Genomic DNA, 17,053 nt, shown 5'->3' with positions numbered 1-17,053 from the left:
TCCACGCGACGGGTTACCCAGAGAGGTCCCGCCGTTCGAAGTACTCGCTGCTCGCGACGACGAGGACCGCGACGGCGACCAGGAGGATCGAGAGATCGCCCCCCGAGACCTCGCCGTCGACGAGGATCCCGCCCGGGTCGAAGTACCGGGAGAACGCGACGTCGCCGACCCACTCGTAGTCGGTATCGAACGTGAACGTATCGAGCAAGAACATCCCGAAGACCGAGCCGGCGCCGACGGTCTGTGCGCGACGGACAGAATCGAACGCGACGGAGGCGAGCAGTCCGACGCCGGCACAGGAGAGCAGGTAGGCGATCGAGTACGCGTGTACGGCGAACAGATCCGCGGCGTCGATCGATTCGTCGACGAGGACTACGCCGGCGTAGACCGCCAGGGCGGTGATCGCGTTGACCAACACGACGCCCGGGACGAGCGACAGGAACTTGCCGACCACAACTCGAGACCGCGTCACCGGCAGCGACAGCGTCAGCCCGATCGTTCCGCGCTCGACCTCCCCGGCCACCGTCGAGGCCGCGGCGTAGGCGTAGTAGATCGCGAGCAACAACACCCACCCGAACTGGTAGAGCTGGGAGACGAGGTAGCCCTCAATCGTCGTCAGCGTCGTCACGTTCCCCACGAACGCCCGCGTCGCCTCGGGCGGGAGCGACTCGAGGTAGGCGTCGAGATCGGCCCCCGTCTCCCGGATCGACGGGTAGAGCGCGACGGTCAGAACGATCAGCGCGACCATCGCACCCGCGAGTAGCAGGGACCCGCGGAGTCGGCGACGGGCTTCGAACGCGGTGAGCTCGAGCATCGGACGTCCCGTCTCATAACGGGGCCGACAGCTTATACGTGACCCGGCTCGCCCGGGGTAACGGGAGGTTGTCGCGACGGCGGTTCGGTAATCGATCCTTCAGTACGGTAACGGGCGGGGCGATTTATCGGCGTCTCGACCGTCCCGGAGCGGATATGGGTCGCCGAGGGGAGACGCCGAGCCGACGACGTCGAGCAGTCGTCGCTGCGGGCGTCCTCTCGTTGGTCGTCGTCCTGGCGATCGGAACCGTCGCGGCGACGGTGCTACTCGAGACGCAGACGACCGCGCCGCCACAGAACGAATCGCGAAACGACTCGGTGAACGGACCGACCGCCGAACCGATCGACGGTGTTCCGTCCGTCGGTGTGACCGACAACGAATCCGCGCCGGAGCCGCCCGCCGAGAACGACACGCCGACGACCGAGCCACCGATCGAGCCGACCGACCCGGCGACGGATCCCCAGATCGTCCAGGGTTCGACGGGGAACGTCACCGTCGCCGTCGCGGAGAACCGTTCGGTCCGCGCGGGCGAGTCGAGGCCGATCCCGCTCGAGGTGACGAACGACGGCGATCGACGGGCGACCGACATCGTCGTGACGCTGCGTGCGGCCGACGGGGCCGTGGCGCTCGGTATGTCCGCGTCGCCGCAGTCGGCGCGGTCGATCGTCGTCGACGAACTCTCGTCCGGCGAGACCGCCGACGTCGCCGTCGACGTCACGGCCGCGCGGGCCGAGCCCGGGACGTATCCGCTGTTCGCGAGCGTCCAGTACCGCCTCGAATCGCCCGACGACGACGGTGCGAACGAGAGCGACGACGGCGACGAACCGGTTCGAACCGGCGGGCCGTCGGTGCTCGGGGTCGGCGTCGTCGCCGCTCCCGATTTCGACGTCGCCCCCGTCACCGACGGCGTTCCCGTCGACGGGGAACGCGTCTACGAGGTCCGAATAGAAAACGCCGGCGACCGTCGGGTGACCGGGGTGACCGCCGCGATCGAGGTCGGACCGCCCCTCTCGAGCGAGTCGCCGACGGCGTACGTCGGCGCGCTCGACCCCGGCGAGTCGGCGACGGCGCGGTTCGATCTCGAGGCGTCCTCGGACGCGGTCGAGACGACGACCAGCGTGCCGCTCTCGATCGCGTACGACGGCGGTTCCGGCGAGCGAACGAGCGCGGACCCCGTCCAGGTTCCCGTCGCGATCGTCGAGACCGACGGGGACGCCGACGCCGATTCCGCTGCCCCGTTCGTCGCCGTCGCGCTCGCGCTCGCACTCGCGACGCTCTGGTGGGTCCGCAGGCGTTGAAGGGCGGCCAGCGGTGGCGATACCGCAGCCGACGGCGTCAGGACGGCGCGTCGGCGCCGTTCGCCGCCGAGTCGTCGTCGCCGCGGTCGGCGTCTCCGTAGAAGTGCATGAACACGTCCTCGATGGACGCCTCGCGGACCTCCAGTTCGAGGACCGTGTACTCGGCCAGGCGCTCGATCAGGGCGTCGAACTCCCGCGCGAGGACGAGTCGGTACTCGCCGTCCTGTCGATCGACGCGCGCGACGCCCGGGAACTCGAGCGCCGACGGCGGCGGGTCCTCGGCCAGCCGAACGGTGACGACGGTGCCGCCTTCCTCGAGAATGTTGTCGACGGTGTCGAGTTCGATCAACTGGCCGTTCCGAACGATCCCGACGCGATCGCAGACGCGACGAACCTCGCTCAAAATGTGCGAGGAAAAGAAACTCGTCCGGCCGGCGTCTCGTCGCTCCTCGAGCAGGTCGTAGAACTCGTTCTGGACGAGGGGATCGAGTCCGGACGTCGGCTCGTCCATGATCGCCAGCTCGGGCTCGTGCATGAACGCCGCGACGATGGCGAGCTTCTGTCTGTTGCCGCTCGAGTAGGCCTTCACGCTTCGGTCGAGAGGGACGGGAAAGCGCTCGAGGAGCTCCTCGCGGCGCTCGTCGCCGCGCAACTGCCCGAAGTGATTGAGCACCTCCGCACCCGTCACGCGGTCGTAGAAGGTGACGTCACTCGGGAGGTAGCCGAGTCGGCGCTTCGCCTCTCGCAGTTCGGTTCGGTTCGTCACGCTCCGCCCCATCAGCGACGCGGTTCCATCAGTCGGTTTCAGTAGTCCGAGGAGGACGCGAATCGCAGTCGACTTCCCGGCACCGTTCGGACCGAGAAAGCCGAATATCTCGCCTACATCGACGGCGAACGTGAGGTCCTCGACGCCCCGAACGTCGCCGTAGTACTTCGTCAGCGACTCGAGCTCGATCGGCGGCGACTCCGCGGGACTCACGCGTCGAACGACGTCGTCCGGAGTCTTATACGTTCCAGGCGGGCCGTCATCGGAACGCGGTGCGTCCTGACCTTCGAAGCCCAGCGGACTTTCGAACGCTCCCGAGCGGTATCCGCGCTAGCCGTTCGTTCGCGGGCGCGTTCGTCGCCTCCGAACCGTTGGTGCTGTCGACCGCATCGAGAACGACGGCTACGAAGCGTCGTCGCCCGCCCGATCACCTGATCCGACGCGCTACGCGTGTCGTTCGATGAGCCCCTCCAGCGTCGTGCGATCCTGCGCGCCGACCAGACGCTCGGTCGGTTCGCCGTCAGCGTAGAGGACGAGCGTCGGAACGCCCCGAGCGCCGAGCGGCTGGGCCAGTCGCTGGTGGCGGTCGACGTCGACCTTCGCGACGGCGGCGTCGGTCTCCGCGGCGAGGGACTCGATCGTCGGCTCGAGCATCTGGCAGGGGCCACACCAGTCGGCATAACAGTCCACGAGGACGACGCCGTACGTTCCGACGATCTCGTCGAGGTGGTCGCTCCCCTCGACGCTGATCGGTTCGTCCGGCGTGGCCACTCTTTCGGCGCCGCCGGTTTCGTCCGCGACACCCCCGTTCTCGAGGCGTTCGCGAAGCTCCCGTTTCTTCCGTTCGCGGATCCGTCGTCGTTCGTCGTCGATGGACTCGCTCATCGGTCGACGGTACGGGCCCCACGATCATAACAGTTTTGCGACTAATGAACAATATTGGGCCGGCGGAACGGGTGCAGTTCCGCGCCGGGGACGCTCGACGATCCGTTGGCGACGGACCTGCTCCGCTCACGCCGCCGCCTCGAGTACCGCGGCGGAGTGATTCCGATTCGTCGCTTCGGTCAGGCCGTTCGGTCCGGCGGAACGAGCATGACGTTTCCGCTCGCCCGGGCGACGACGTCCTCGGAGACGCTCCCGAGCATCAGTCGGCGGAGCCTGCTGTGGCCGCGCGAACCGACGAGGATCGTCGTCGGCTCGTAGTCGGCCTCTGCGGCGAGGATCTCGTTCGCCGGATCGCCGCTGCGGATCTCGGTTCGCGTCTCGATCCCCCAGTCCTCGAGCCGGGCCGCCAACTCGGCGAGTCGCGCCTCGGGATCGTCGCCGTCCGACAGCGGCGGATCCTTCGGCGTCTCCACGTGAACCAGCGTCGCCTCCCGGGTCGCGTGACGGAGATACGAGAACGCCTCGAAGGCTCGTTCGGCGTTCTCCGAGAAATCCGTCGCGTACAGTATCCGCCGGAACAGGTGCTCCCGAAGCACGTTCGGGTCGTCCGCCTCGCGCTCGATCCGGTTGACGAGCAGCGGTACGACCGTCGTCCGCGCGAGGTTGCGCGCGGTCGAACCGATGACGCGGTTCTCGAGGGGACTCTTCCCGCGCGAACCGACGATCGTCAGGTTCGCTCCGACCGCCTCCGCGACCCCGTTGATCCGTCGGTGGGGCGTGCCGCGGACGACGTGTGCGTCGACGTCGAAGCCCGCCTCCTCGATGACGCGACGGTAGCGTGCAAGCGCGCGCTCGCGTCGCTCCTCGAAGTCCATGCCGGGCATCCCCGCGTGGACGTTCGACGGGATCACGGTCACGAGGTGGATCTCCTCGACGCCAATTCGTCCGAGACACTCGAGGCAGGTCTCGCTCTCGATCGTGGCCTCGCTGGCGGCGGAGAGGTCGGTCGCACAGATCGCTTTCATACCACCCGTAGGTGGCGCTCGTATAATATTGTTTGGGTGAGCCAATACTAAACCCGATATCTCCCTCGCGGATAACCCGTCCGATCGCGATGACGACCCTACGAGTACCGATCGGACGTGACAGTGTTCGGTCCGAGCGCGCCTCAGCCCCATCGGCCGCGCCCCAGCGGAGTCGCCCGACAGCTACTGCATCCTTCGTATCTTCATAACTTATACAAATATTCCCGTTGGATAGTGGTGAGATTGATAGCAGTAATATTGTACAAAAGTCCCAAAAGCGTTATACCCTTCCTCCGGGTAGGTGATACTGAAGAGAAACCCATGGTCCGCACACAACCACACGTCGGAGGTCGATATCGATGATCGACCTCGCCGCGTATTCGTCGGCAGTACAGGCAGCCGCGCTCGTCGGCGCCGTCCTCCTCGAGGCGATCGCCCTCTACGTCGGGTACGGCGTACTCGAGCGAGTCGCAACGCCAGTCGTCGAGCGGATCAAACACGCATAGATGGAGCCCTTTGGAATCGCACTGACGACGCTCGCACTGTTCGTGAGCTTCGGCTTCATGGTCGGCGTACTGTTCGGCTTCTTCGGCATGGGTGGGTCGTTCCTCGTCACGCCCGCGTTACTCGTGATGGGGTATCCCGCGCGGGTCGCCGTCGGGAGCGGGATGGCCTTCGTCTTCGGGACGGCCGTCATCGCGACACTGAAACACCACGACCTCGGACAGGTCGACTACAAACTCGGCGCGCTGATGATCGCCGGGACCACCGCCGGGATCGAGATCGGGAGCCTCCTCGTCTACCGGCTCGAGGAACTCGGACTCGCAAGCGGCGTCATCGGCGTCACCTACGTCGGCCTGCTGGGCGCGATCGGGCTGTTCGTCACCCGAAACGCGCTCAAAAACGATGGAAGCGACGGCTCCGGTGGCGGCCACCACGAGGCTGCAGACGAAGAGATCGACCCGGACGCGATCCCCGATATCGCGAAGAAGATCCAGTCGTACCGCGTCCCGCCGATGATGACGATCGCGGGAGGAATTCAGGTCTCGCTGTGGATGGTCCTCGGCGTCGCGTTCGCGACGGGGCTGCTGTCGGGCTTCCTGGGCGTCGGGGGCGGGTTCATCCGGATGCCCGCGATGTTCTACCTCATCGGGGTTCCGGTGCCCGTCGCGGTCGGCACCGACCTGTTCGAGATCGTCTTCTCGGGCGGGTTCGGCGCGTTCACGTACGGGCTCAACGGCGGCGTCGACCTCTCGATCGTCGCGCCGCTGCTCGCCGGCAGCGCGCTGGGTGCACGGATCGGCTCCGCCGCGACCAATATCGTCAACGAAGACGACATCAAGATCTACTTCGGGCTGATGCTCCTCGGTGGATCGATCGCCGTGGCGTTCCAGCAGGCCGGCGACTTCTTCGCCGTCGAACTGTTCAACACGGTCGGCTTCGCCCTGATCCTGCTCTCGGCGTTCATGGTCAGCGGCGCCGTGATCTACAGCACGATCACGACGATGCGAAAGCGGCCGAACGTGGCCGCGACGTCCGTGGACTGAATTCACCGTCACCGAGCCGCCGATTCGATGGGTTCCGAATCGTAACGGAGCAACGATAGTACCGGAGGATATCGCCGCTATCTGTGATAGTCGGATTTTTAGAAACGAACCGACGAGGAGGCGTGAACAACGCGACGAGGAGGCGTGAACGACGCCGATTCGCCGGTATTCCGAACTGTGAGCGACTCGGGATGGGAGCATTCTCGCCGAATAACACAGGGACATACACCCGAACCGACAATCGTCTCGAAACGGCGACGCCGCGTCGTCGCTGTTCGCTTTCGATCGAGTATGAGTGCCCCCGAATCCAGAGTCGACGTCGAACAGTTCTTGGCCAATCTCCTCGAGTTTCGCTACCGCGAAGTGACGATGGTCGGTGCAACGGTGGCCGTCCTCGCCGCTTCGATCGCGTTCTTCCCCGGGTTCGAGAACGTGGGGGACGGCGTTCAGTCCGATCTCTCGAGCGGGTTGCTCGCCGGGATCGTCCTGATCGCCGTCGTCGCCGGCGCCGTCAAGGGAATGACCGGCTTCGGCTACTCGCTCATCATGACGCCGATCGTGGCGTCGGTGATCGATCCGACCGTCGCCGTCGTCGTCCTGGCGATCCCGCCGTGGACGCTCAACATGTTCCAGATCGCCGAAACCGGGACCGGGCGGACGTTCGTTCGCGAGGAGTGGGCGCTTCTGGCGCTCGCGATCGTGGGGACCGTCATCGGCGTCGCGGCGCTGGCGACGTTCAGCGCCGGCCCGATCGTCGCGTTCGTGATCGGTCTCATTCTCCTTGGCTACGTGGCCTTTCAGGTCGTCCAGAACTTCGTCACGGTCGAGGAAGCTCACCATCCGTTCGCCCTCGGAACCGCCGGGTTCTCCCAGGGATTCCTGCTCGCATTCGCGAATCTCGGGCCGCTACTCCCGGCGTACTTCCACACCTTCGAACGGGACACCGAGCGATACATCGGCGGACTGTCGATGGTGCTCGGAACGATCTTTACGGTTCGAATCGTCCAGATGGCGCTGTTCACTGACCTGCTGACGACGTATCGGCTCTGGCTTGGCTCGGTGATCGCGGTGGTCACCACCGTCGGATTGCTGCTGGGTACGTACCTCCGACGCCTCGAGTTCGACGAGCGGACGTTCAACTGGTTCGTCGTCGGACTCCTGTTCGTCATCTCGCTCAATATCTTCCGGAACACCGTGCCGGCACTGTTCTTCTAGTCTCAGTATTCGTAGCGGTGGTTCACGTTGCGCAAGTGGGACACGAACGGCGATGACGAACGTAGATCAGTCCCGCCAGAATCAGTACGGAGAGCGCACCGAGTGCCGGTCGCAACGGATCGAAGTAGGTCATGAGTGCGGACGACCCGAACAGTGCGAGCAGAGCGACGTTACAGACCGGACAGCCGACCGCCAGAAATCCGCCGACGAGACCGCCGACCGCGAGGCGATCCTCGTTGGTCGCGCCGTCATCCTCGAGTTCGGGGTCGGCCACCTCGGTCGCCAGCCGCTGTGCGGCGTAAACGCCGGCGAGCAGCGCGGTCAGCGTCAGGAACAGGTAATCAACGGGCGTTCGCGGGACCATCCGGACGTACAGCGGATTCGGGATGAGTCCGGTAACGAGTCCGAACAGGAGGAATACGCCGGCCGCGGCGGCCGTTCCCCATCCCATCGCTCGCCGATCCGACTGGACCGATCGGAGGGTGCCCCGCTCCGTCATTTCGATCCCTCCGTGACAACGGCACACCGTTCGGGGCGCCCTGCCTGCCCGGTGAAGAATAGCGACGGCAAAAGACCGCCGACGCGGAGGAAATCCCCGTCGTACGGGAGTGACGCGAGGTCCCCGACGGACCCGGAAACGCCGAGGAGATCGGCGCCACGGCTCGCACGTCCCGGGGCGAGCAGCCCGGGAACGACCCCGAAGCGGTCGGCGAGACTCGAGCGACCGACGATCTGGAACTGTGCGACGACGTTGACGACCGCGATTCCCGACAGCAGCGCGTAGCGGACGATGGTTCGGAGTCCGAACGAGCCGTCGGTGCGGTACACCGTCTCCGTCGACGAGACTGCGGAGCGGTTCGTCAGGTGCCCGCCGATCGAATCGCACGTGAACATCTAGCTGCACCGATGCGGGGACGACTGAAATTTCCGACTCCGATTTGCTGGGTCAGCAAATCGCCGGTTCCGTTCGCGCCACCAGGACGCTCGAGGTCGCCGACCCGGAGCGTCCCCGTTCGATGCCGTTTTGCTGACCCAGCAAATCGGCGGACTGATTTAGGGCCTGCGGGGCGAACGTGACCGCGAGTTCGACTGACGGCGCCCGATCGGATTTGTGGCAGGGCGTCTCGCGCCGAGTCGACGCTGCTTGCACCAGACAGCAGCATACGCTTGTCTCCCAGCCGCAGAGATTCGATATGACCAGCGACGGCGACACGCGGTTCGGGTTGCGCGAGCGAACGAAACCGTTCGTTCGAGCGGGCGTCGTCCTCGGGATCGGGCTGGGGGGCTTCTTCGACGGGATCGTCCTCCACCAGCTCCTGCAGTGGCACCACATGCTGTCGGCCCGGACGGATCCGACGGTTCTCAGCGACCTGCGACTGAACGTCGTCGCCGACGGCCTCTTTCACGTCGGCACCTACCTCTTTACGATCGCGGGGATCGTCCTCCTGGTACACGCGTGGCGACGGTCGGACGTTCCGCCATCGGGACGAACGCTCCTCGGATCGACGATCCTCGGCTGGGGCGTCTTCAACCTCCTCGAGGGGCTCGTGAACCACCACCTCCTCGAGATCCACCACGTCTGGCCTGCGGGGCCGGGGAGCGTCCTCCTCTGGGACGTCGGCTTCCTCCTCTGGGGTCTGCTTTTCGTCGTCGGCGGCTATGCCGTGATCCGGCTCGACGAACGGTCGATCGCCGGCGCTCGAGGAGAGCGCGCGACGGACGATCGACCGACGTGACCGAAAGACGGACGCGGGAGTGCGGCCGCTATTGGGCACGGCTATCTCGTGTTGCGGACCGAGACAGTCGCGATCACAACGGTTGCGATTTACCTCCCTCCTCGGTGCCAGTTGGACCGATGACCAGACACGTATCATGACGGTCGGCCCTCGGAATCGCCGGAGTGGCTGATTCACGGTGCTAGCGGGCTGTGGTGGCGGTTCTGAGAACGGGGACGAGAACGGCGACGGCGGCGACGGTCCGTCGTCCGACGACGAAGCGTGGACGGACGTCTCGGAGTTTTACCTCGAGGGGCGAGTCGAAGCGTGGACGTTCGTCGAGCCGTCGGACGTCGTCGGCGGAATGGACAACCCCACGATCACGCTGATCGAGGGGAACGAGTACGACTTCACGTGGGTCAATAGCGACGGGGTCACGCACAACCTCGAGATCAGAGACGAGAACGACGAGGTCGTCGAGGATTACCAGAGCGACGACGTGGGTACCGAGGGCGAGGAAGCGTCGATCGAGGGCCTCGTCGCGACCCCGGAGATGACGACCTACATCTGCCAGTTCTACCCCTCGACGCAGGTCGGCGATATCGAGGTCCAAAGCGAGTAGCGCCCGCTCCTCGATTCGGACGGCCCGTTGCAAACCGGAACGAACCGGAAGAGCGGAACCCGATCGACGGCTCGATAGCGAACCGTCGCTCCTGTCGGACCCGGTCTCGCAGGCCAGCGATCCGGGTCGGCGTGTACGTCTATGTGGATCGGTGATGACCCTCGAGTAGTGGCCGAACGACCACACGAACTGCCGGCCGATCGCGTTGTGGCGGCCCTCGAGTCGCAACCGACCGGACTGACGAGCGAGCAGGCGCGTCGGCGACGCGCGGAGCACGGCGAAAACGAAATCGCCGGTAGCGGCGGTCGATCCCCGGTCGAGATCGGTATCGCGCAGTTCGACAGCGTCCTGATCTGGGTCCTGCTGGCAGCGGCCGTCCTCTCGGTCTGGGCCGGCAACGCCGTCGACGCGATCCTGATCGCGATCATCGTCGTCGCCAACGGTATCTTCGGGTTCGTCCAGGACTACCGAGCCGAACGGAGTCTCGAATCGCTGCGTGAACTGGCCGCACCGACGGCCGCGGTTCGACGGGACGGCGAGATCCGCGAGATAGACGCGATAGCGGTCGTTCCCGGCGACGTCGTCGTTCTCCGCGGCGGCGACGTCGTTCCAGCCGACGGGCGACTCCTCGAGGCGACCGACCTCGAGGTCGACGAGGCGGCGCTGACGGGTGAGAGCGCTCCGGTCTCGAAGTCGTCGGACCCGGTCGAATCGGGGACCCCGATCGCGGAACGGACGAGCATGGTCTACAAGGGGACCAACGTCACCCGCGGCAAGGGCGTCGCAGTCGTCACGGAGACGGGAATGAAGACTAAAGTCGGGGAGATCGCGCGAGAACTGGCCGCGACCGAGGAGACGCGGACGCCGCTGCAGGACGAACTCGACGACCTGGGACGGACCCTTGGGATCGGCGTACTCGTTCTCTCGGCGTTCGTCGCGCCGCTGTTGCTCCTCCGCGGGACAGACGCAGTCCAGGCTGCCCTGACCGCAGTGTCGCTCGCCGTCGCTGCGGTCCCCGAGGGACTGCCCGCCGTTGTCACGCTCGCGCTTGCGCTCGGCGTCCGGCAGCTGGCCGAGGAGAACGCGCTCGTTCGGCGGCTTCCGGCCATCGAGGCGCTCGGTGCGGTCGATGTCGTCTGTACGGACAAGACGGGTACGCTCACGAGGGGCGAGATGACGGTCAGTAGGCTCTGGGTGAACGGCACCGCCGTCGGTCTCGACTCCAGAGACGCCGACGCGAACGTGCACTCCGACCGTGAGAGACTGCTCTTGCGCATCGGCGCCCTCTGTAACGACGCGACGCTCGAGGACGGTGGCGACGATCCGACCGAACGGGCGCTGCTCGAGGCCGCTGATCGACGCGGCGTCGACGTCGACGAACTCCGCGCCGAGAACCCGCGAACCGACGAGGTTCCGTTCTCCTCGGAGCGGAAGTGGATGGGGACCGTCCACGGTGACGTCGGCTACGTCAAGGGGGCGCCCGAGGTCGTCCTCTCGAACTGCGAGCGGATCCTGACCGCCCGTGGGCCGAAGCCCCTGACTGACGAGCGTCGCGAGCGCGTCGAGACGACGATTCGGGAGTTCGGTGACGACGCGCTTCGCGTCCTCGCTGGAGCCTATCGCGAGGGGCCGGCCGACGCGAACGATCTCGCCGACGAGTTGACGTTCGTGGGGCTGGCCGGAATGATCGATCCGCCTCGCGAGGAGGTCGCCGACGCGATCGCCGAGACCGGACGTGCCGGAATCGACGTGAAGATGGTAACTGGCGACAACGTCCGGACCACACGGGCGATCGCCGAGTCACTCGGTATCGGTACGAGAGTACTCGAGGGGAGCGAGAGCGTTACAAGACCGAGGAAACGACGTGCGATGACCGGTGACGGCGTCAACGATGCACCGGCGTTGAAAAACGCCGACGTCGGCGTCGCGATGGGGATTCGCGGCACCGACGTCGCCAGGCAGGCGTCGGATATCGTTCTGCTGGACGACAACTACGCGACGATCGAACGCGCCGTCGAACGCGGGCGAGGGATCTTCGACAATATCTGGAAGTTCGTGGCTTACCTCCTGAGCGCGAACGTCGCGGAGGTGGCGATCGTCTTTCTCGCCTCGCTGTACGGCTACCTCATCCTGCCGGCCGTGCAGTTGCTGTGGATCAACCTGCTGACCGACGGGTTGCCGGCGCTGGCGTTAGGTGCCGACCCCGAGAGCGGTGACGTGATGGAACGGCCACCGCGCGATCCCGATCGGGGGATCGTCGGACGCCAGATGCTCGGGCTGATCGGCGGGATGGGTACCGTGACCACGGTCGTCCTGCTCGCGCTCATGTACTATACGCTGGAAGGCGCCGCCGCCGTCACGCCGTACACGATGACGATGGTCTTTACGGGATTCGTCTTCCTCGAGTTCGCGGGGCTCTACGTCATCCGGTGGCTTCGCGGGACGCCGACGGTCTCGAATCCGTGGCTCACCGCTGCCGTCGCGGCGTCGGCCGCGCTACAACTCGCCGTGCTGTACACCCCGCTCAACCGATACTTCGGGACGGTTCCGCTCGGCCTCGCTGACTGGGGACTCGTCGGCGTCGTCCTCGCGGCGGGTCTCCCCGCGTACGTCGCGGTCGCCGCACTCGTCAAGCGGTTCGATCGGTGATATCGGCCCCGGTCACTAAGGCCGTCGATCCCGATCGTACGACACGTGACTCCCTCGATACGCCGACTCGTCATCGACGTCATGAAGCCACAGGAGCCGGACATTCTCGAGTTCACCGACACCGCCGCCGACTGCTCCGGCGTCGACGGCGTCAACGCCGTGCTGATCGAGACCGATCGCGAGGTCCAGAACCTCAAGCTCACGATCGAGGGCGAAGACATCGACGCGGACGCGCTCGAGGCGGCCGTCGCCGACCTCGGCGGAACGGTTCACTCCATCGACCAGGTCGTCTGCGGCGAGCGCCTCGTCGAACAGGTCGAAACGCCCCAGGACCGGTGAGTCGGTGAGCGACGTGTCTTCGCTTCGCGACCGTTTCGATAACGTTCGAAGGCTCCTCGAGGACGAGGAGGTCAGATCGATCTCGCGGCGGTACTTCATCTCCAACGGGTTCGACGGCACGCTGACGTGTATCGGCGTTGTCGTCGGTGCGTACCTGTCCGGCGTCACCGACGGCCTCACCGTAATCACGATCGGCCTCGGCGCGGCCGTCGGGCTGGGAACGTCGGGCGTCTGGAGCGTCTGGGAGATCGAACGCGCCGAGAAACAGGCCGAACTGATGGAACTCGAGCGGGCGATGTTGGCCGATCTCGAGGACACAGCGGTGCGACGACGGCGAGCGGGCGCTCGAAAGATCAACGCGATCGCGAGTGGAATCGGTCCGCTGATCGGCATCCTCCTGCCGCTGGGTCCGTTTCTCGGGCAGGGTATCGTCGTCTCCATGCTCGAGGCGACGCTGCTCGCTATCGCCGTCGGCGTCGCCGTCCTGTTCGTGTTCGGGGCGTATCTCGGCTCGATTTCCAAACAGAACTGGATCGTCGCCGGGGTCCGGATGGGGCTCGCGGGAATCGTCGTCGCCGTCCTCAATCTGTTTCTGCCGGGATGAGCGTCCGAACCCGGTCGCATCGTTCGCACGATCGGCTGATGCGGCCGCCGTCCGAACTCCCGAGTCAGTTCCGACCGTAACCCGCGCGGCTACCTGACGACGATGACGGGTGTCGGCGATCGCCGGACGACGCCCTCCGCGACGCTTCCGAGTAGGATCCTGGATACGCCTTCCCGACCGTGGCTTCCGATGACGATCGCGTCGTACGCCTCCTCTTCTGCCCGGTCGACGATCGTCCGTTTCGGCTTGCCGACTTCGACGTCCGTCTCGAGGGTGCGGTCGCGTTCCCGTGCGATCTCGGTCGCCTCCTCGAGGATCTCCGCGCCGCGTTCGCGGCCCCGTTTCATATCGATTTCCTCCGCTGCGCTGAAGGCATCCCAGTAGCCTTCGGGGACCGGAACGACGTACAGCGCCGTGACGGCCGCGTCGGGAAAGGTATCGAACGCGTACTCGAGCGCCGCTGCAGCCGGACCGGAGCCGTCGTACGGTACCAGAATTCGTTCGCTCATGGTCGGATAAAGGTCGGGAACCGATATAATGGTAGGCGGTCGTTCTCGCGGGAGGGAAACCGACGCCGGCGCTCGAGCGGCCGGGCTCCGAATCGGTCGGCTGTGTATCCGTTGCCAGGGAACGCAACCGCCACCACGAGAGACGACGTCTCTCGGCCCACTCGACCTCGAGGGGTTCAAGACACGTTCCGCAGAACGATCGCCGACCGTTGTGCGGTCTCGGTTCACTGGATCGATAGAAACTCGCCGAACGACAGTTTTTTTCTACCTGTATAACAAATGTACGTATGTAATTTTGTGTCGGCTCGGAGAATCGGCGAGGGGGTCGTTCCGAACCGTCCGTATCGACCGTGTCCGTGGGCTTCCCCGACGGCGCGATCGACGCCACGCTCCGGGAGGGCGTCCTCGTCCCGGACGAATCCGTCGATTTATGTCGGTCTCGACGCACGCATTCGTATGCAGATCGGCCTCACCGTCGGCGACTCGCTCGAGCGAACGGAACGGACGACCGCGGGATTCGATCTGGCGGAGCTGTCGATCGGCAAGGGGCGCGATCCTGACGCGATCGATACGGCTCGTCTCGAGGCGATCCTCGCCGATGCGAACGTCGACCTCTGCGTGCACCTCCCGTTCGAGCAGGTCGTCGTGACGCCGGTGCCCGAGATCAACGACGCGATCGTCGACTTCCTGTCGCGGCTGCTCGAGTGGGCCGGCGGCGTCGGCGCGGAAAAGGCCGTCCTTCACGGCACTGCCCGGAATCCGCACGACACGGACCTGCGACCCCGCTTCGCCGACCAACTCGTGTCGATCGCGTCGGCTGGCGATGACGCCGGCGTGGAACTCGTCGTCGAGAACGTCGGCCACCAGAAGCGTGGCTACCCGCTGTCGGTGCTGGGAGACCTCGCGCGCGAGACGGGGACGCCCGTCTGCTTCGACGTCGGCCACGCCTACATGGAAGACGGCACCGACGGGATCGACCGCTTCCTCTCGAGTTACGGCGACCTCGTCTCGCATCTCCACGTCCACGACGCGCGTCGCCGTGGCGACACGCACCTGCCGATCGGCGCCGGCGAGATCGATTACGGACTCGTCGCGGAACACCTCGCGGGATTCGACGGTACCGTCGCGATCGAGGTCTTCACCGACGACGTGGCGCTGTTACGAGACACCGCTCGACGCGTAGAAACGGCACTCGAGGCCGACGAGTGACCAGTACCCGCCGCCCGGTTCGTTACCCTGGCGCCCGAAACGCTTTGAGACGGAACCGCAGGACGATCGGCTCGAGAACGTCTTCCTCGCCCGTCCACGTGATCGTCACCTCGGTGAGTCGGTACGACGGACCGACCGGGACTTTCTCGGCTGTCAGTTCGGCTCGCCACCCCTCGCCTTCGATCGCGTTCGACCCGATTCGCTCGCCGCCGAGAGATTCCAGGTAGCCCATCGCCTGCTCGAGCGACAGCCCGCGAAAGCGCCGCGTCACCCGGAGCACGCCGTCTTCGACCGATCGCTCGACCGGCGGGATCGCCTCGAGCGCGGCTCGCCGTTTCAGCAGTCGTAGCGAGAGGTTACGCTGCGTCAGTGTGGGTTCGGATCGTGACACAGGAGGTTCCTCACGCTTTCCTTCGCCGGCTGGAGGGATAACGGTTCGCTCAGTGAAAAGAGAGCGTCGACGTTCGACGGGTCGCGACGGTCGAAAGCGGATCCATCGCCCCCACAACTGATAGCGTCCGTCGTTGTAGCGGCGGGTACGAACGATGCACGCGCCCTCACTTCCGGACCGAACGCTCGAGGCGTACGCCGACGTCACGGAGCCCGACCGACTCGAACAGCTCCGCTCGCTCGCCGGGGTGCTTTCGGATCGCCGGATCCTTCACGTCAATTCGACCGCCACCGGCGGCGGCGTCGCCGAGTTACTTCGGTCGATCGTACCGGTGTGTAACGACCTCGGGGTCGACACCGACTGGCTCGTGATGGACGCCACCGACGACTTCTTCGCGGTGACCAAGGCGATGCACAACGGGCTCCAGGGGGACGGTCCGCCGTTGACCGAGGAGATGAAAGCGACCTACCGGTCGGTGACCGAACGAAACGCGGCCGAACTCGAGGGCGAGTACGATCTCGTCGTGATCCACGACCCACAGCCTCTGGGGCTGCTCGATCGCCTCGCGGAGACGATGCCGGACGCGGCGATCGTCTGGCGCTGTCACGTCGACCTCACCGACCCCCTCGAGGAGTACCGCGCGTTCGTCGCCGAGTACGTGTCTCGGGTCGACCACGCGATCTTCAGTCGGATGGCCTACGCGGGGGACGTCGGGGCGCTGACGACGAGCGTCGTGTACCCCTCGATCGATCCCGTTACGGAGAAGAACCGATCGCTCGACGAGACGGCGGAGGCGGCCGAACGCGACCGACTGGATCCCCTGTCGTTCGACCGGCCCCTGGTCGCGCAGATCTCCCGGTTCGATCCCTGGAAGGACCAGTTCGGTACGCTGGAGGCGTACCGTCGGGCCAGCGACACCGTTCCGGACCTGCAACTGGCGCTGGTCGGCGCGATGGCCGGCGACGATCCGGAGGGGATGGCGGTGTACGAACGCGTCGCCGAAGCGGCGGTCGACGATCCGAACGTCCACGCGCTGACCGACCTGCCGGACACGACGGTGAACGTCCTGCAGCGTCGGTCGGACGTCGTCGTCCAGAAGTCGCTTCGCGAGGGATTCGGACTGGTCGTCTCGGAAGCCCTCTGGAAGCGTACGCCCGTCGTCGGATCGAACGTCGGCGGCATTCCGCTGCAGATCGTCGACGGGGAAAGCGGCTATCTCGTCGACCCGAACGACGCGTCGAGCGCGGGCGATCGCATCCTCGATCTCCTCGAGAACGAGCGTCGCCGGACGAGGTTCGGAGCGAACGGGCGGGAGTCCGTTCGCGAACGCTTCCTGCTTCCGCGACAGCTCGCGGATCTGCTCGAGGTCCTCGTCGGGACGCTTGGCGTCGATTCGGACGGATGACGACCGATTGCGACGGCGCAGGCGACGAACACCGGCCCCGCACAATTATCCCCGCAGATA

The 17,053-nt window shown here is 65.9% G+C and carries 18 protein-coding genes and 1 pseudogene; 11 read left to right on the top strand and 8 right to left on the bottom strand.

What is annotated here, in order from left to right; translation table 11 throughout:
- Positions 1 to 13: 13 nt before the first annotated feature.
- Positions 14 to 814: an ABC transporter permease gene (locus tag GWG54_RS05900; protein WP_167936895.1), complete on the bottom strand. Its 801-nt coding sequence runs from the start codon at positions 812 to 814 to the stop codon at positions 14 to 16.
- Between the two features lie 155 nt (positions 815 to 969).
- Between GWG54_RS05900 and GWG54_RS05895 the strand changes: the two genes are divergently transcribed.
- On the top strand, positions 970 to 2,112 hold the full coding sequence (locus tag GWG54_RS05895) for a COG1361 S-layer family protein (RefSeq protein WP_167936894.1): 1,143 nt from the start codon (positions 970 to 972) through the stop codon (positions 2,110 to 2,112).
- Positions 2,113 to 2,149: 37 nt separating this feature from the next.
- Here the strand turns inward: GWG54_RS05895 and GWG54_RS05890 are convergent, their stop codons facing one another.
- The 3 genes from GWG54_RS05890 to GWG54_RS05880 form a co-directional block, all read right to left on the bottom strand.
- Entirely contained in the window at positions 2,150 to 3,091 is a 942-nt protein-coding gene (locus tag GWG54_RS05890) for an ABC transporter ATP-binding protein (protein ID WP_167936893.1), read from the bottom strand.
- 231 nt (positions 3,092 to 3,322) lie between these two features.
- Complete coding sequence (locus tag GWG54_RS05885; protein ID WP_167936892.1) at positions 3,323 to 3,763, bottom strand: co-chaperone YbbN; 441 nt, start codon at positions 3,761 to 3,763, stop codon at positions 3,323 to 3,325.
- A gap of 179 nt (positions 3,764 to 3,942) precedes the next feature.
- Positions 3,943 to 4,788 (bottom strand): universal stress protein, encoded by an 846-nt coding sequence (locus GWG54_RS05880; RefSeq protein ID WP_167936891.1) that lies wholly within the window; start codon positions 4,786 to 4,788, stop codon positions 3,943 to 3,945.
- A 359-nt stretch (positions 4,789 to 5,147) separates the two neighbouring features.
- On the opposite strand from GWG54_RS05880, the gene GWG54_RS05875 reads away from it, so the two are divergent.
- The 3 genes from GWG54_RS05875 to GWG54_RS05865 all read left to right on the top strand — a co-directional run bounded on the left by GWG54_RS05875 (position 5,148) and on the right by GWG54_RS05865 (position 7,550).
- Positions 5,148 to 5,294, top strand: a complete 147-nt coding sequence (locus tag GWG54_RS05875; protein ID WP_167936890.1) for a hypothetical protein — start codon at positions 5,148 to 5,150, stop codon at positions 5,292 to 5,294.
- Positions 5,295 to 6,335: a sulfite exporter TauE/SafE family protein gene (locus GWG54_RS05870; protein WP_167936889.1), complete on the top strand. Its 1,041-nt coding sequence runs from the start codon at positions 5,295 to 5,297 to the stop codon at positions 6,333 to 6,335. It begins immediately after the preceding gene.
- 291 nt (positions 6,336 to 6,626) lie between these two features.
- Positions 6,627 to 7,550, top strand: coding sequence for a sulfite exporter TauE/SafE family protein (locus GWG54_RS05865; RefSeq protein ID WP_167936888.1), 924 nt, complete (start codon positions 6,627 to 6,629; stop codon positions 7,548 to 7,550).
- A 22-nt stretch (positions 7,551 to 7,572) separates the two neighbouring features.
- Here the strand turns inward: GWG54_RS05865 and GWG54_RS05860 are convergent, their stop codons facing one another.
- Positions 7,573 to 8,049 carry a hypothetical protein gene (locus tag GWG54_RS05860; RefSeq protein WP_167936887.1) on the bottom strand — a complete coding sequence of 159 codons (477 nt, stop codon included), beginning with the start codon at positions 8,047 to 8,049 and terminating at the stop codon, positions 7,573 to 7,575.
- Positions 8,046 to 8,396, bottom strand: a pseudogene (locus GWG54_RS05855) (hypothetical protein); the annotation flags it as partial. The pseudogene GWG54_RS05855 and the gene GWG54_RS05860, both read right to left, overlap by 4 nt.
- 347 nt (positions 8,397 to 8,743) lie before the next feature.
- On the opposite strand from GWG54_RS05855, the gene GWG54_RS05850 reads away from it, so the two are divergent.
- The 5 genes from GWG54_RS05850 to GWG54_RS05830 all read left to right on the top strand — a co-directional run bounded on the left by GWG54_RS05850 (position 8,744) and on the right by GWG54_RS05830 (position 13,479).
- Complete coding sequence (locus tag GWG54_RS05850) at positions 8,744 to 9,286, top strand: DUF2243 domain-containing protein (protein ID WP_167936885.1); 543 nt, start codon at positions 8,744 to 8,746, stop codon at positions 9,284 to 9,286.
- A gap of 178 nt (positions 9,287 to 9,464) precedes the next feature.
- Positions 9,465 to 9,887, top strand: a complete 423-nt coding sequence (locus GWG54_RS05845) for a PKD domain-containing protein (RefSeq protein ID WP_167936884.1) — start codon at positions 9,465 to 9,467, stop codon at positions 9,885 to 9,887.
- 168 nt (positions 9,888 to 10,055) lie between these two features.
- Positions 10,056 to 12,536, top strand: a complete 2,481-nt coding sequence (locus GWG54_RS05840; protein WP_167936883.1) for a cation-translocating P-type ATPase — start codon at positions 10,056 to 10,058, stop codon at positions 12,534 to 12,536.
- A gap of 45 nt (positions 12,537 to 12,581) precedes the next feature.
- Positions 12,582 to 12,875 (top strand): DUF211 domain-containing protein, encoded by a 294-nt coding sequence (locus tag GWG54_RS05835; protein ID WP_008422791.1) that lies wholly within the window; start codon positions 12,582 to 12,584, stop codon positions 12,873 to 12,875.
- 4 nt (positions 12,876 to 12,879) lie between these two features.
- Entirely contained in the window at positions 12,880 to 13,479 is a 600-nt protein-coding gene (locus tag GWG54_RS05830; protein WP_167936882.1) for a VIT1/CCC1 transporter family protein, read from the top strand.
- An 89-nt stretch (positions 13,480 to 13,568) separates the two neighbouring features.
- Here GWG54_RS05830 and GWG54_RS05825 read toward each other — a convergent pair whose 3' ends face one another.
- Positions 13,569 to 13,988 (bottom strand): universal stress protein, encoded by a 420-nt coding sequence (locus tag GWG54_RS05825; protein WP_167936881.1) that lies wholly within the window; start codon positions 13,986 to 13,988, stop codon positions 13,569 to 13,571.
- A 456-nt stretch (positions 13,989 to 14,444) separates the two neighbouring features.
- On the opposite strand from GWG54_RS05825, the gene GWG54_RS05820 reads away from it, so the two are divergent.
- Positions 14,445 to 15,197, top strand: coding sequence for a sugar phosphate isomerase/epimerase (locus GWG54_RS05820; protein ID WP_167936880.1), 753 nt, complete (start codon positions 14,445 to 14,447; stop codon positions 15,195 to 15,197).
- Positions 15,198 to 15,219: 22 nt separating this feature from the next.
- Here the strand turns inward: GWG54_RS05820 and GWG54_RS05815 are convergent, their stop codons facing one another.
- Positions 15,220 to 15,588, bottom strand: coding sequence for a hypothetical protein (locus GWG54_RS05815; protein WP_312854255.1), 369 nt, complete (start codon positions 15,586 to 15,588; stop codon positions 15,220 to 15,222).
- A gap of 154 nt (positions 15,589 to 15,742) precedes the next feature.
- On the opposite strand from GWG54_RS05815, the gene GWG54_RS05810 reads away from it, so the two are divergent.
- On the top strand, positions 15,743 to 16,993 hold the full coding sequence (locus GWG54_RS05810; protein WP_167936879.1) for a glycosyltransferase: 1,251 nt from the start codon (positions 15,743 to 15,745) through the stop codon (positions 16,991 to 16,993).
- Positions 16,994 to 17,053 lie beyond the last annotated feature (60 nt).

Origin of the sequence: Natronococcus sp. JC468 (assembly GCF_012163165.1) — an archaeon.
Classification (GTDB): domain Archaea; phylum Halobacteriota; class Halobacteria; order Halobacteriales; family Natrialbaceae; genus Natronococcus; species Natronococcus jeotgali.
The sequence above is the reverse complement of the archived record's forward strand: the minus strand, read 5'-3'. Positions and strand labels throughout refer to the sequence as shown.

Excerpts from the sequence above, each read along its gene's own strand:
- GWG54_RS05900 (WP_167936895.1), bottom strand. The coding sequence starts at position 814 with ATGCTCGAGCTCACCGCGTTCGAAGCCCGTCGCCGACTCCGCGGGTCC.
- GWG54_RS05895 (WP_167936894.1), top strand. The coding sequence starts at position 970 with ATGGGTCGCCGAGGGGAGACGCCGAGCCGACGACGTCGAGCAGTCGTC.
- GWG54_RS05885 (WP_167936892.1), bottom strand. The coding sequence starts at position 3,763 with ATGAGCGAGTCCATCGACGACGAACGACGACGGATCCGCGAACGGAAG.
- GWG54_RS05880 (WP_167936891.1), bottom strand. The coding sequence starts at position 4,788 with ATGAAAGCGATCTGTGCGACCGACCTCTCCGCCGCCAGCGAGGCCACG.
- GWG54_RS05875 (WP_167936890.1), top strand. The coding sequence starts at position 5,148 with ATGATCGACCTCGCCGCGTATTCGTCGGCAGTACAGGCAGCCGCGCTC.
- GWG54_RS05870 (WP_167936889.1), top strand. The coding sequence starts at position 5,295 with ATGGAGCCCTTTGGAATCGCACTGACGACGCTCGCACTGTTCGTGAGC.
- GWG54_RS05865 (WP_167936888.1), top strand. The coding sequence starts at position 6,627 with ATGAGTGCCCCCGAATCCAGAGTCGACGTCGAACAGTTCTTGGCCAAT.
- GWG54_RS05860 (WP_167936887.1), bottom strand. The coding sequence starts at position 8,049 with ATGACGGAGCGGGGCACCCTCCGATCGGTCCAGTCGGATCGGCGAGCG.
- GWG54_RS05850 (WP_167936885.1), top strand. The coding sequence starts at position 8,744 with ATGACCAGCGACGGCGACACGCGGTTCGGGTTGCGCGAGCGAACGAAA.
- GWG54_RS05825 (WP_167936881.1), bottom strand. The coding sequence starts at position 13,988 with ATGAGCGAACGAATTCTGGTACCGTACGACGGCTCCGGTCCGGCTGCA.
- GWG54_RS05820 (WP_167936880.1), top strand. The coding sequence starts at position 14,445 with ATGCAGATCGGCCTCACCGTCGGCGACTCGCTCGAGCGAACGGAACGG.
- GWG54_RS05810 (WP_167936879.1), top strand. The coding sequence starts at position 15,743 with ATGCACGCGCCCTCACTTCCGGACCGAACGCTCGAGGCGTACGCCGAC.